At 68.9% G+C, this 13,178-nt stretch carries 12 protein-coding genes; 4 read left to right on the top strand and 8 right to left on the bottom strand.

Annotated elements, in window-relative coordinates:
- Positions 1-168: 168 nt before the first annotated feature.
- Positions 169-1,404: a mandelate racemase/muconate lactonizing enzyme family protein gene (locus ACFR9S_RS02895; protein ID WP_379732570.1), complete on the bottom strand. Its 1,236-nt coding sequence runs from the start codon at positions 1,402-1,404 to the stop codon at positions 169-171.
- 31 nt (positions 1,405-1,435) lie between these two features.
- Positions 1,436-2,347: a dihydrodipicolinate synthase family protein gene (locus tag ACFR9S_RS02890; protein WP_379818021.1), complete on the bottom strand. Its 912-nt coding sequence runs from the start codon at positions 2,345-2,347 to the stop codon at positions 1,436-1,438.
- Positions 2,348-2,479: 132 nt separating this feature from the next.
- On the opposite strand from ACFR9S_RS02890, the gene trmB reads away from it, so the two are divergent.
- Positions 2,480-3,514, top strand: coding sequence for an HTH-type sugar sensing transcriptional regulator TrmB (gene trmB / locus ACFR9S_RS02885; RefSeq protein ID WP_379818020.1), 1,035 nt, complete (start codon positions 2,480-2,482; stop codon positions 3,512-3,514).
- Here the strand turns inward: trmB and ACFR9S_RS02880 are convergent.
- Positions 3,511-4,470, bottom strand: a complete 960-nt coding sequence (locus ACFR9S_RS02880; protein ID WP_379818018.1) for an ROK family protein — start codon at positions 4,468-4,470, stop codon at positions 3,511-3,513. The two genes, trmB and ACFR9S_RS02880, sit on opposite strands and share 4 nt — an antisense overlap.
- A 233-nt stretch (positions 4,471-4,703) precedes the next feature.
- On the opposite strand from ACFR9S_RS02880, the gene ACFR9S_RS02875 reads away from it, so the two are divergent.
- Both ACFR9S_RS02875 and ACFR9S_RS02870 read left to right on the top strand, forming a co-directional pair.
- Complete coding sequence (locus tag ACFR9S_RS02875; RefSeq protein ID WP_379818027.1) at positions 4,704-5,786, top strand: Gfo/Idh/MocA family protein; 1,083 nt, start codon at positions 4,704-4,706, stop codon at positions 5,784-5,786.
- On the top strand, positions 5,783-6,229 hold the full coding sequence (locus ACFR9S_RS02870) for a universal stress protein (protein WP_379731154.1): 447 nt from the start codon (positions 5,783-5,785) through the stop codon (positions 6,227-6,229). The genes ACFR9S_RS02875 and ACFR9S_RS02870 overlap by 4 nt, the downstream gene beginning before the upstream one ends.
- 11 nt (positions 6,230-6,240) lie before the next feature.
- Here ACFR9S_RS02870 and ACFR9S_RS02865 read toward each other — a convergent pair whose 3' ends face one another.
- Genes ACFR9S_RS02865 through ACFR9S_RS02850 form a run of 4 tightly spaced genes read right to left on the bottom strand, consistent with a single transcriptional unit; the run spans position 6,241 to position 10,656 of the window.
- The gene (locus ACFR9S_RS02865; RefSeq protein ID WP_379731155.1) at positions 6,241-7,389 is read right to left on the bottom strand and encodes an ABC transporter ATP-binding protein; all 1,149 of its coding nucleotides are present in this window, start codon (positions 7,387-7,389) and stop codon (positions 6,241-6,243) included.
- Positions 7,390-7,408: 19 nt separating this feature from the next.
- Complete coding sequence (locus ACFR9S_RS02860) at positions 7,409-8,311, bottom strand: carbohydrate ABC transporter permease (RefSeq protein WP_379731157.1); 903 nt, start codon at positions 8,309-8,311, stop codon at positions 7,409-7,411.
- Positions 8,308-9,351, bottom strand: a complete 1,044-nt coding sequence (locus tag ACFR9S_RS02855; protein ID WP_379731158.1) for a carbohydrate ABC transporter permease — start codon at positions 9,349-9,351, stop codon at positions 8,308-8,310. Before ACFR9S_RS02855 ends, ACFR9S_RS02860 begins: the two co-directional genes overlap by 4 nt.
- Before the next feature lie 21 nt (positions 9,352-9,372).
- Positions 9,373-10,656, bottom strand: a complete 1,284-nt coding sequence (locus tag ACFR9S_RS02850; protein ID WP_379731159.1) for an ABC transporter substrate-binding protein — start codon at positions 10,654-10,656, stop codon at positions 9,373-9,375.
- A 243-nt stretch (positions 10,657-10,899) separates the two neighbouring features.
- Between ACFR9S_RS02850 and ACFR9S_RS02845 the strand changes: the two genes are divergently transcribed.
- Complete coding sequence (locus ACFR9S_RS02845) at positions 10,900-11,055, top strand: hypothetical protein (RefSeq protein ID WP_379731160.1); 156 nt, start codon at positions 10,900-10,902, stop codon at positions 11,053-11,055.
- On the opposite strand, the gene thrS is transcribed toward ACFR9S_RS02845, so the two are convergent.
- A complete protein-coding gene (gene thrS / locus ACFR9S_RS02840) occupies positions 11,056-12,981 on the bottom strand; it encodes a threonine--tRNA ligase (RefSeq protein ID WP_379731161.1) in 1,926 nt (641 codons plus the stop codon). It abuts the gene before it with no gap.
- Positions 12,982-13,178: the final 197 nt, after the last annotated feature.

The raw sequence follows: 13,178 nt of genomic DNA, 5'->3' as shown, positions 1-13,178 counted from the left end.
AGCCCAGTTGGGCCGCCGCGGCGGCGACGTTGCTCTCGGCGCCGCCGACGTGGACCGCGAGCTCGTCGGCCGTCTCGAGGCGGTTGCCGGCCGGGGGGCTGTACCGCAGCATGCTCTCGCCGAAGGTGGCGAGTGTCGGTTCCGGACCGTCGCCGCCGGCGGGTAGGCTCATACCGGGTCGAACAGTTCCTCGCCGTCGACTAAGTGTTTGGCCACGGCGTCGCGGTCGAGGGTGACGCCGAGCCCCGGCTCTTCGGGCACCTCGATCGAACCGTCGACGATCACGTCCTCCTCGACCAGATCCTCCCACCAGCCGAGTTCGTAGGAGTGGTACTCGACCGCCAGCGAGTTCGGCACCGCGGCACCGACGTGGGCCGCCGCCACGGTCGCGATCGGCGAGGCGACGTTGTGCATCGCCACCGGGACGTAGTACTGGTTCGCCACGTCGGCGATCTTCCGGGTCTCGCGCATCCCGCCGACCTTGGGCAGGTCGGGGGCGACGATGTCGACCGCCCCGTCCTCGATCAGCCGGCGGAGCTCGGTCACGCGGTAGCGGTTCTCGCCGACGGTGATCGGCGTCGTCGTCGACTTGGTGACTTCCTCCTGCACGTCGAGGTTCTCCGGCGGGACGGGGTCCTCGAGCCACCACACGTCGTACGGTTCCAGCTTCTCGGCGAGCCGTTTCGCGCTGCCGCCGGAGAACGTCCAGTGGCAGTCGAAGGCGACGTCCGCGCGGTCTTTCACGCGCTCGGTGACCGCCTCGACGATCTCGACTTTGTGGCGGATCTCGCCCGACCGGAGGTGGCGGTTCGCGCGATCTTTCTCCAGCCCGCTGGGCACGTCGAGGTCGAACTTCAGCGCGTCGTACCCCAGTTCCTCGACGACGCGCTCGGCCTCGTCGGCGCAGGCCTCGGGGTCGGCCTCCGCTTCGGTGTGGCAGTCGCAGTACACCCGGACCTCGTCGCGGTACTTCCCGCCGAGCAGTTGGTAGGCGGGCAGGTCGAGGATCTTGCCCGCGAGGTCGTGCAGTGCGACTTCGATCCCCGAGATGGCGGTGACGGTCACCCCCTCGACGGAGCCCTCGCCGGACATCTTCTGGATCAGGTGCTCGTAGAGGCGGTCGATGTCCAGCGGGTTCTCGCCGAGCAGGAACGGCTTCATCCGCTCGATGAGTTCGGGGACCCCGGCGCCCCAGTACGCCTCGCCCGTGCCCGCGACGCCGGCGTCGGTGTAGACCCGGACGAGCGTCCACGGGAAGTTGCCGTCGACCATCGTCGTCTGCACGTCGGTGATCTCGACGTCCCGCCCGCCGCCGCGCTCGCGTGTGACGCCCATCGTCTCGGCGGAGAGCTCCCGCATCGTGTACTCCGCGTTCGGATCGTGGAGCTCCGAGTAGTCGACCATGGCGAACGGTTACTACACGCGTAGTAAAAGATTACTCCAACAGCCCCAGCGCCTCGAGATCGGCCCGGAGCGCCGCGCTGTCCTCGTCGTCCATCCGTCGCAGCGGCGAGCGAAGCGGTCCGGCGTCGAACCCGCGGTGTGAGAGCGCCTCCTTCACGCCGGCCATGTACGGGCCGCGCTTGATCGCCGAGCGGACCTCGTACACCCGTTCCTGCAGGTCCGCGGCGCGCTCACGGTCGCCGGCGTCGTACGCCTCGTACAGGTCAACGACAAGTTCGGGGAAGGCGTTCGCGACCGCCGACACCATCCCGGTGCAGCCGAGGTCGAGCCCGGGCTTCAGCAGCGAGTCCGAGCCCGCGAGGAAGGTGAGTTCGTCGTTGGCGGCGACGGCCTGCCCCAGCCACGGCACGTCCTTCGAGGAGTCCTTCAGCCCGGCGAGGTTGTCGATCGCCGCGAGTTCGTCCAGCGTCTCGAGGCTCAGGTCGTTCCCCGTCTTCGAGGGGATGTGGTAGACGTACACCGGGCAGTCGACCGCATCGCAGACCGTGCGGTAGTGCTCGACTGCCGCGTCGCCGTCGAGCGGGTAGTAGTAGGGGGTGACGACGACGACGCCGTCGGCGCCCGCCTCCTCAGCCGCGCGTGCGCGCTCGACCGTGCGGCGGGTCGCGGGCTCGCCGACGCCGGCGATCACCGGCACCTCGTCACCGACTTCGTCGACGACGGCCCGGACGACCTCGTCGCGCTCCTCGGGGCCGAGCAGCGCGAACTCGCCGTTCGTCCCGAGCGGGAACACGCCGTGGACGCCGCGGTCGACGACGAACCGGGCGTGGGCGGCGGTCGTCTCGGCGTCCAGTTCGCCGTCGTCGTCGAACGCGGTCACGGTCGGCGGGACGACGCCGTGCAGCGAGAGCGGGTCGGCCGCGCCGGGGGCGGGTGCGGTCATGCCCGGCGACAGGGGCCGGCATCCCTTGGACCTACCGGGACGGGTATTCGGACGCGAGTGAACGTTTATTTCACCGCCGGGCGGCGGGACGGACGAACGGTGTTTATGTGACCGGGCGGGCATCCCCGGGGTATGCACGACGACGACCTGCGCGCGGCGCTGGAGCGGGTCGGGGAGACGTTCGACTTCGGCGAGTACGAGATCGAGGCGTATCTGGCCGTGCTCGAACACGGCCGGCTCACCGCGACCGAGATCGCCGAGCGGACCGACATCCCCCAGCCCCGCGTGTACGACACGGTGCGGAGCCTCGCGGACCACGGCTTCGTGGAGCTACAGGAGTCCCGGCCGATGCAGGTGCTCGCGATCGAGCCCGAGGAGGCGTTCGGCGGCGTTCGCTCCTCGCTCGACGAACTCGTCAGCGGCCTCGAACAGCGCTACACCGCGCCGGCGCGGGACGCCGAGGCGGTCACGCTGATCAAGTCGCCCCACACGATCGAGCGCTACCTCGGCGACGTGATCGAGTCCGCGGAGTTCGAACTGCTGCTGTCGCTGACGCCCGACCTGCTGGCGGAGTTCGAGGACGAACTCCGCGAGAAGCGGGAGGCCGGCGTCACGATCGAACTGCTCGTCTCGCCGGCCGCCGAGGTACCCGACCCCGAGGAGTACGACTACACCGACGTCGCGACCACTGCGCGCTCGCGCCGCGGCGTCACCACCCCGGTCGCGGCGGTCGGCGACGGGCAGTTCTCGCTGTACGCGACCCGCGAGGCGGTCAGCCGGGGCGAGGAGCGCTACGGGGTCGTGTTCAACCGCTCGGAGCTCGGCTTCCTCGTCTCGGGGTTCGTCTCGACGGTGCTGTGGGCCTCCGGGGAGACGCTGGCGACCACGCCCGACCGAAGCCTCCCCCGCCGGTACGCGTCGCTCCGACGCTGTGTCGAGGAGGTCGAGGCGCTCGACGGGCCGCTCCGGGCGACCGTCGAGGGGCGGGACGTGCTGGGCGGCGAGCCCCGCGACGTGGCGGGCGAGGTCGTCGACACGACGCGCAACGACGAGGAGTCGATCGCGTCGCTCACGCTCGACACCGGCGACGGGGAGGTCCGGGTCGGCGGCCGAGTCGCGGCGCTGGAGGACGTCGAGGCCCACGAGATCACGATCGAGCGCGCCTAAGGACGGAGCTGCGAGCGGTCGGCCGCGGTGATCGCGGCCGCGAGCGCGCCGCGGACGACCGCCTCGTCGCCCAGCGAGGTGAGCCGGAGTTCGGGGACGTTCGTCATCACCAGATCAGGGAGCCGTTCCCGGACCGGATCGACGATACGTTCGGGGTTGTTTCGCGCGACGGCGCCGCCGACGTACACCACCAGCGGGGCGTAGGCGTGGACCAGATCGGCGATCCCGGCGGCGTTGAACGCCTGCACGCGCTCGATCACTCGCTCGGCGAGGGGGTCCTCGTCGGCGGCGTCGAACACGTCCTTGGCGTCGATCTCGTCGAGGGGTAGCTCCGTCGGGACGCCCTCGGTCTCGTGGACGTACCGCGCGTGGCGGGGGATGTTCTTCCCCGAGCAGTACGCCTCCCAGTGGCCCTCGGCGCCACAGCCGCAGGTGATCCCCCCGACTTCGAGCGTGTCGTGGCCCACCTCCGCCGCGTTGCCGTCCCAGCCCGAGAGCAGGCGGCCGACGACGGCGACGCCGGCGCCGATGCCCGAGGAGATAGTGAGGTAGGCCATATCGTCGGGACTCCGATCGGCGTAGAAGCGCTCGCCGATCACCCCCGCGTTGGCGTCGTTGATGACGACCACCTCCGCGTCGAGCAGTTCGCCGAGCGGCTTCGCGAGGGGGACCCGATCGACGTTCGGGCCGAGGTTGGCCGAGCGGCCGAGTTCGCCGGCGGCCTTGTCCAGCGGGCCGATCGAGCCGACGCCACAGCGGACTATCTCTGTCGGCGCGACGCCGGCGTCAGAAAGCGCCGCCCGGGTCGCGGCGACCATCGCGTCGGCGACCGCGTCGCCGTCCGGGCCGCGAGGGGTCCGGCGTCGCGCCCGGCTGACGACGGTGCCGTCCTCGTCGCCGACGACCGCCTTGATGTTGCTCGCACCGAGATCGACCGCGGCGTACCACGCGGTCATCCGTCCACCGCTCGCGGCGTGACCGTCCGGACTCGGTGCCAGCGCATCCTGTGAACTATTGATTCGAAGGTAAGTAAATTTCTTACGCGTCGGTCGTGACCGTGTGGTGTGACAGTCATAGCCACTTTCGGGACGGATCCCGGACGGCTCCCGGCCACTGACGGGCGGCCCGGGGGAGCGAAGCGCGGGACGGCCCGGGGGGTGCGACCGTGAGCGACCCGCTCTCGGTCGGGATGCTGGGGTACGGCTTCATGGGGAAGGCCCACGCGAACGCGCTCGCGCGACTGCCGATGTTCGTCCCGGACGCCCCGGCGGTCGAACGCGACGTGCTGATCGGCCGCGACGAGGCCGCGCTCGCCGAGGCGGCCGACAGGCTGGGCTTTGCACGGACGGCGACGGACTGGCGCGAGGTCGTTGCCGACGTGGACGTCTTCTACAACCTCGGCCCGAACCACGTCCACCCCGAGCCCACGATCGCGGCGCTGGAGGCGGGGACGCCTGTGCTGTGTGAGAAACCCATGGCGCCGACGCTCGCCGGTGCCGAACGCATGGCGGCAGCCGCGGCGGACGCCGACGCCCCCGCAGCGGTCGGTTTCAACTATCGGTACGTCCCGGCGATCCAGTACGCCAAGCGGCTGATCGACGCCGGCGAACTGGGCGAGATCCGGCAGTTCCGCGGGAAGTACCTGCAGGACTGGCTGGTCGATCCCGAGGCGCCCGCGAGCTGGCGGACCGACGCCGACCGCGCGGGCAGCGGGGCGCTGGGCGACCTCGGCGCGCACACGATCGACCTCGCACGCTTCCTCGTCGGTGACATCGAGCGCGTGAGCGGGCAGACCACGACGTTCGTCGACGAGCGCCCCGCGGCCGACGGCGAAGGGAGCGAGCCGGTCACCGTCGACGACGCTTACAGCGCGCAGGTCCGGTTCGAAAACGGTGCCGCCGGAACGCTCGAAGCCTCCCGGGTCGCCGTCGGTCGAAAGAACGACCACACGATCGAGATCGAGGGGACCGAGGGCGCGATCCGCTTCTCGCTCGAACGACTGAACGAACTCGAACTGTTCCGGCCGGGCAATCGCGGCTTCGAGACCGTGCTCGTGACCGAGGAAGACGACCCGTATCTCGAGCACTGGTGGCCGCCCGGGCACGCGCTCGGCTGGGAGCACACGTTCGTCCACGAGAACCACGCGTTCCTCTCGGCGGTCGAGGAGGGGAGCGCGTACGCGCCGGACTTCGACGACGGGCTGGCGGTCCAGCGCGTCCTCGACGCCGTTCAGCGGAGCGCCGAAGTCGGTGAGGAGGTGACGGTCGGATGAGCCTCGATACGGTGGTCGTCGCGGTCGGCGACGAGGCTGAACGGACGGAGTCAGTCGCGCGGACGGCTATCGACGTGGCGGGGCCTGCCGGCGCGACCGTTCGGCTCCTCCACGTCTTCTCCGAGGAGGGGTACGAGAGAGTGAAAGACCAACTCGAGTTCGGTCCCGACGCCGAGGTGGCGCCGGACGACGTGGCCGCGCGGCACGCGACGATCCGGGAGGTCGGCGCGATGCTCTCGGAGGCAGGTATCGAGTACGAGTCACACGGCGCCGTGGGCGACACGAGCGAGGAAGTGCTCGAACTCGCGGAGCGAGTGGGCGCCGACATGCTGATCGTCGGCGGGCGCGGCCGCTCGGCGGCGGGGAAGGCGGTGTTCGGCTCGACGGCTCAGAAGATCCTCTCGAACGCGTCCTGTCCGGTGACGTACGTCAGGGCGCCATAGAGGGCTACCCCTCAGGTCGGCGTCACGCCCTCGACGTCGTCGAGCGAGCGGTTCTTGAGCGCCTCGCCGGTCCGGTCGTCGAACAGGTGGATCGCTTCCGGCGGGATGGTCGCCACCACGCGGTCGCCCGAGGAGACGGTGCGCATCCCGCTGATCGTCGCGATGAACGTCTCCCCGTCGGGCGCGTCCGCGAACCGGAGGTAGACGTTGTTCGACTCCCCGACAGGCTCGACCACGTCGACGACGCACTCGAAGTCGTGTGGGCCGAGCGTCTCGGCCTCGGCCGCGAACTCGACGTCCTCCGGGCGCACGCCGAGTGTCACGTTCGTCGCGTCGCCGAGCGTCTCCCGGACATCCTCGGGAAGCGGGTAGGTGAACCGCTCGTTCGAGAGCGCGTCGCCCTCGCGGGTCGTCGGGAAGAAGTTCATCGACGGCTCGCCGATGAACCCCGCGACGAAGCGGTTGGCGGGGGTGTGGTAGCACTCGAGCGGCGTCCCCACCTGCTGGAGCACGCCGTCGTCGAGTACGGCGATGCGGTCGCCCATCGTCATCGCCTCGGTCTGGTCGTGGGTGACGTACACCGTCGTCACGCCCAGTTCGTCCTGGATGCGCTGGAGTTCCGTGCGCATCGTCGCCCGGAGCTTGGCGTCGAGGTTCGACAGCGGCTCGTCCATCAGGAACGCCGCGGGGTCGCGCACGATCGCGCGGCCGAGCGCGACGCGCTGCTGCTGGCCGCCGGAGAGCTCCGAGGGCTTGCGGTCGAGCAGCTCCTCGATGCCCATCATCGCCGCCGTCTCCTCGACGGTGGCGCGGATCTCGTCGTCGGGCATGTCGGTGGACTCCTCCAGCCCGAAGCTCATGTTCTCCCGGACGGTCATGTGGGGGTAGAGCGCGTAGGACTGGAACACCATCGCGATGTCCCGGTCCGCGGGTCCCGTGTCGTTGATCGCGCGCCCGCCGAGCCGGATCTCGCCGTCGGTGACGGTCTCCAGCCCGGCGATCATGCGCAGGGTCGTCGACTTCCCGCAGCCCGACGGGCCGACGAGCACGAGGAACTCCCCGTCCTCGATCCCCATCGTCACGTCGTCGACGGCGACGATCTCGTCGCTTCCCCCCTCGTTGAACACCTTCGTTACCGAGTCGAGCGTTAGTTCTGCCATCGTAGATCACCTCTGAACCTCATGTGGCCACCCCCTCGGCGAACTTGTCGCCGAACAGGACGTACACCACGAGCGTCGGCAGCGCCGCCAGCAGCGCCGCCGCCATCCGCAGCGGGAAGTTCGTCCCCGACTGGGACACCCCGATCCCCACCAGTTCCTGTGTCACCACCGACGCGTCGCCGAACTGGACGATCGTCAGGGCGAACAGGAGGTCGTTCCAGATCTGGGTGAACTGGTAGATGAACACCACCGCGAACATCGGAATCGACAGCGGCAGCACGATCCGTCGGTAGATCGTCGACACCGAGGCGCCGTCGAGCCGGGCCGCCTCGATCATCTCCGTGGAGAGCTTCTTGTAGTGGGCACGGAACAGCAGCGTACAGATCGGAATCCCGTACGCCGTGTGGGTGACGATCAGCGCCACCAGCTTCCAGTGGTACTCCTGGACCAGCGGGAACGCCGCCAGCGGCGCGAACAGCGACTGCAGCGGCACGACGTTGTACCAGAACTGCGTCAGCGGCACCAACACCGCCTGATACGGGATGAAGATGCCGGCGACGAACAGCGCGTAGATTCCGACCTGCCCGCGCCAGTCGACGTTGGTCAGCCCGTAGGCGGCCATGCTCCCGAACAGCCCCGAGAGGATCGTCGCCGGGATCACGAGGATGACGCTGTTGGCCAGCCCGCGGGCGAGGCCGTCGAACGCGTTCCCCCACGGCTGGAGCGAGAACGAACCGGTCTCCGGGATCAGCGGCTCCAGCGGCGGGAGGAACGGCGCCTGTCCGGTGTAGCTCTCGGGGCTGGTGATCGAGGTGAACAGCCCCGTCAGGATCGGCAGGAGGTAGAACCCCGCCATCCCGACGAGCACGGCGTAGAGGCCGATCCGCTTCAGCCGGAGCCGGTCCTCCTCGCTCGTGCTCATAGCTCACCCCGTTGATACTGCGAGTAGACGTACGGCGCGACGATACACAGCGCCATCACGAACAGGATCACCGCGATCGTCGACCCGTACGCCCAGTTCTGGTTGGCGTACGCCTCCCTGACCATCCGCGTCGCGAGGATGTCCGCCGACGGGCCGGGCTGGTAGCCGCCGTACATCGAGAACAGGAAGTCGAACGCCTTGAGCGCGAACACCGTGATCACGACCAGCGCGCTCACGGTCGCGGTCCGGAGCTGCGGGATTATCACCCGCCAGTACATCTTCACCGTGCTCGCGCCGTCGACGCGGGCGGCCTCGAAGTGGCTCGACGGGATGCCACGCAGCGCCGCGAGGTAGACGATCATCGCGTAGCCGCTGAACTGCCAGATCAGCGCGAACGCGACCGCCCCGAGCTTCAGGTCGGGGTTCTGGACGATCTGTACCGGCCCGATCCCGACGGCGCCGAGGGCGACGTTGATCAGCCCGGTGTCGGGGTTGTACATGTAGAGCCAGAACTTCGCCGTGACGACAAAGGAGAGGCTCATCGGCAGCAGGTAGATCGTCCGGAACGTGTTCTCGAAGCGGATGCCGCGGTCGACGAGGATCGCGAGCAGCAGGCCGACCGCGAGACAGACCGCCGAGAACCCCACCATCAGGGCGACGGTGTTGCCCAGCGAGTTCCAGACCGGATCGACGGTCAGCTCCGACCATCCCGGCGCCGTGCCGTTGACCTCGCCGCCGAGGCCGACCGTCGAGAGGAGACCGTCGATCGGGTCGGCGAACGCGACGAGGTAGTTCTCGACGTCCAGATCCGTGTAGTCGGGCTCGCCGATGCCGGAGAAGTCGGTCAGCGAGAGCAGGAAGTTCCAGACGACGGCGCCGTACACGAACAGTCCGACCAGCAGGAACGGCGGCAGCCAGAACGGGGCCGACCGCACCGAGTCCCGCGAGAGCAGCGACCGCTTCGAGGCGGTCTCGCCGCCGTCGGTGCGGGCGTCGCTGTCGGACCAGCGGTTACGAAGTGTGGCTATCGGATCACGCATACCTGTGCTTCCAGGGGGTCGTTACTCGAACGCGCCGACGAGCGCCTCCGCGGTGGCGTCGGCGTCGTAGTCTTCGAGGAAGCCGCTGAAAGCACTGGTGATGTTCGTCTTGATTCCGGTCGAGACCGCCAGCCCGTGCTGGATCGACGGCGGCTGGCTGTCCGCGCTCGTGAAGTCCTCGTACTGGTCCTGCTGGAACGTGTTGAGCTCGGACACGTCGGCGTCCTTCCGCGGGGGGATCGACCCCTTCTCGCGGTTGAACAGCACCTGCCCCTCCGTGCCGGCACAGTAGCTGAGGAACGTCTTGGTCGCCTCCGGCGAGGGGTTGTTGTCGAAGTACGGGAACGAGTCCATGTTGAGCAGGTAGCTCCCCTCCGAGCCGGGGTAGGTGACCTGCCCCCAGTCCTCGCCGTAGTTGAACTCGTCGTCGCCGCTGTAGGCGCCCGCGGCCCAGTCGCCCTGGTGGATGAACGCCGCCTCGCCCTCCATCACCATCGTGTTCGCCTCGGTGAAGCTGATCGAGGAGGCGTCGCTGGGGTAGTACTCGCTGAGTTCGACGACGTGCTCCAGCGCCGCACGGACCTGCTCCACGTCGCCCTCACCCTCCGTGAAGGCGGTGTAGCCGTCGATGCCGGCCTGGGCGAGCAGCGCCGTCTCCCAGAGCTGAATCGTCGACCACGGGCCGCTGGTCTGCTGGGCGAACGGCACCGCGTCGGTGTTCTCGGCGACGGCCGCACACGCCTCGACCACGTCCGCCGGCGAGGAGAGCGACTCGGGGTCGACGCCGGCCTCCTCCAGCACCGCCGTGTTGTAGAACAGGTTGTTGATGCGGTGGATGTTCAGCGGCACCGTCACGTACGTGCCGTCGAGTTTGGCCTGCTCTTTGGGTCCCGGGAGGTAGTTCTCCTCCACCTCGTCGGTCCAGACGTCCTCCTCGATGCTGGCGTAGGCGTCGCCGAACTTCTCCAGCGTGGCGCCCGGCCACGTCTGGAACGTGCTCGGCGGGTCGTTGGCCTGCAGTCGGTTCGAGATGACGTTGTCGAGGTTGCTGCGTGCGGCGCCGTTGACCGGCTCCTCGGCGAACTCTACGTCGGGGTGGGCCTCCTGGAACCCCTCGATCAGCGCGGCGATCGCGGCGTTGCCGTCGCCCGAGGACCACGCGTGGAGCAGTTCGATCGGGTTCTCCGGCCCGCCGCCGCCGCCGGTGAGGCTGCTACAGCCGGCCAGTCCGGTCGCGCCCGCCGCGGCGGCGGACGCGAGTACTGTACGACGGGAAAGCCCCTCTCCGTTCGTGTCCGAGGACATATGTGACGAACGTATACACACTTACGAGTAAATCTTGTGGTACTCCCTCACGCCCGGAACTGCCCGTGAGAGGGCGCGTTCGCCGGAAACCGACGGTGTGGGTCGCGGCGGCTCGGCCGAACTCGTTCGGCCCGCACGGCGTCGTCGGTGGCCCGGACCCACCGCTCGGTGGGCGCGGTTGTCACCGAGCGCGATGGCCGTGGCTGGCGAGGGTTGATAGCTCCGCGCCACGAACGGCGGCGTATGGACGACGACTCCAGAGGCGCGCTCTCGCCGTTCTTCCCGTCGGAGACGCCGGCGCTCCGGGGGCGCGGCCGGAGGTGGGTCGCGATCCTCCTCGCTGCCCTCCTGCTCGTCGGCTCGCTCGTGGGGTTCCTGACCGCCTTCCTCCCGGCCTGACTACTCGTCGAGGAAGTCCGGCTCGATGCGCTTCTCGTCGCGCTCGGCCTTGAGGTGCTCGCGGAACGCCTCGGGATCGACGCCGTCGGCCTCGCGCTCGAAGCGGTCCCGGACCGAGATGGTGCCGGCCTCCTCCTCGTCGCTGCCGACGATGATCATGTACGGCAGTCGGTCGTCGTGGGCCTCCCGGATTTTCCGGCCGACCGTCCAGTCGCGGTCCTCGACCTCGACGCGGAACCCGTCGAGTTCGTTCTTCACGCGGTGGGCGTACCCCAGCGCGTCGTCGGAGACGGGCAGGATGCGCACCTGCTCGGGCGCGAGCCACAGCGGGAACTGACCGTCGAAGTGCTCGATCAGCACCATGAAGATGCGCTCGTAGGAGCCGTACAGCGCGCGGTGGATCATCACCGGCCGGTGCTCCTCGTTGTCCTCGCCCGTGTACGTCAGGTCGAACCGCTCGGGCATGTTGAAGTCGAGTTGGACCGTCGGGCCGTCCCAGGAGCGCCCCAGCGCGTCGCGGAACGAGAAGTCGATCTTCGGGCCGTAGAACGCGCCGTCGCCGGCCTCGATCCCGTAGTCGTAGCCGCCGGAGTCGAGCACCTCACGGAGCTGTTCCTCGGCACTCTCCCAGATCTCGTCGCCGCCGACCGATTTTTCGGGTCGGGTCGCGAGGTCGACCTCCACTTCGAGGTCGAAGTGGCCGATGAGCTCGAAGATCAGCTCCATGATCTCCCGGACCTCTCGCTCGATGTCCTCCGGCTTGACGAACAGGTGGCCGTCGTCGATGGTGAACGCCCACGTCCGGGAGAGGCCCGAGAGCTCGCCGCGCTGCTCCTTCCGGTACACCTTCCCGTTCTCGAAGTACCGGATCGGCAGGTCCCGGTAGGACCACGAGGACTGGTCGAAGATGGTGGCGTGCCCCGGGCAGTTCATCGGCTTCAGCCCGTACTCCTCGTCGTTCACGTCGAGGAGGAACATGTCGTCCCGGTAGTTGTCGTAGTGGCCCGACTGCTTCCACAGCTCCGTCCGGAACAGGTGGGGCGTCTCGACCTGCTCGTAGCCCGCCTCGCGGTTGAGTTCGTTGACGTAGTTCTCCAGTTCCTGCAGGATCGTCTTCCCCGCGGGGTGGTACAGCGGAAGCCCCGGCCCCGTCACGTCGGGCACCGAGAACAGATCCATCTCCTGCCCGATGCGGCGGTGGTCGCGCTCCTTGGCCTCCTCGCGCATCTGGAGGAACTCTTCGAGGTCGGACTCCGACTCGAACGCCGTCCCGTACACGCGGGTCAGCGTCTCGTTGTCCTCGTCGCCGCGCCAGTACGCCGAGGAGATGTTCAGCAGCTCCACCGCACCGATCTCACCCGTCGACTCCACGTGGGGACCCTGACAGAGGTCCTCCCAGTCGTCCTGCCGGTAGAAGCTGACCGGGTCCTGCCCGGCGGCCTCCTCCTCGAGGATCTCCCGCTTGAAGCGGTTGTCCGCGTACTGTTCGAACGCTTCCTCACGGGAGCGCTTGACGCGCTCGATCTCGTAGTCCGCCTCGACGATCTCCGCCATCTCGGCCTCGATGGCCTCGAGGTCGGACTCCTCGAGGTCGACGTCGGCGACGTCGTAGTAGAAGCCGTCCTCCGTCGGCGGACCAATGGTGAGCTTCGCCTCGGGGTGGATGCGCTGGAGCGCCTGTGCGAACACGTGAGCCGCGGAGTGGCGCAGCACGTCGAGGTACTCGTCGGACTGGTCGGTGACTATCTCGAGCTGTGCGCCGTCGTGGAGTTCGTCCTCCTTCGCGACGAGTTCGCCGTCGACGACGCCCGCGACGGTGTCGTCGCCCAGTCCGGGACCGATCTCGTAGGCGGCGTCCTCGACCGTGGCGTCCTCCGGCACGGAGAGCTCGGAGCCGTCCGGTAGCACGACCGTGATATCGCTCATACGCCACGCAACTCCCCGCGGGGATTAAGCCTTGTTGAGACGCGCTGACGGACGCCCACAACGCTTTCCACTCAGATCTCGATCGCCTCGCCGCCCGCGGCCCGCTCGAGGCCGACCACGACGGCGGCGCCGACGACCGCTGCGCCACAGAAGAGGCCGATCGCGGCGGTCGTCCACCCGGCGTCGAGCCGGGTCGC

This window comes from Halolamina salina (assembly GCF_042678005.1).
GTDB classification, from domain to species: Archaea; Halobacteriota; Halobacteria; order Halobacteriales; family Haloferacaceae; genus Halolamina; species Halolamina salina.
This window is presented reverse-complemented; position numbering and strand designations above follow the sequence as displayed.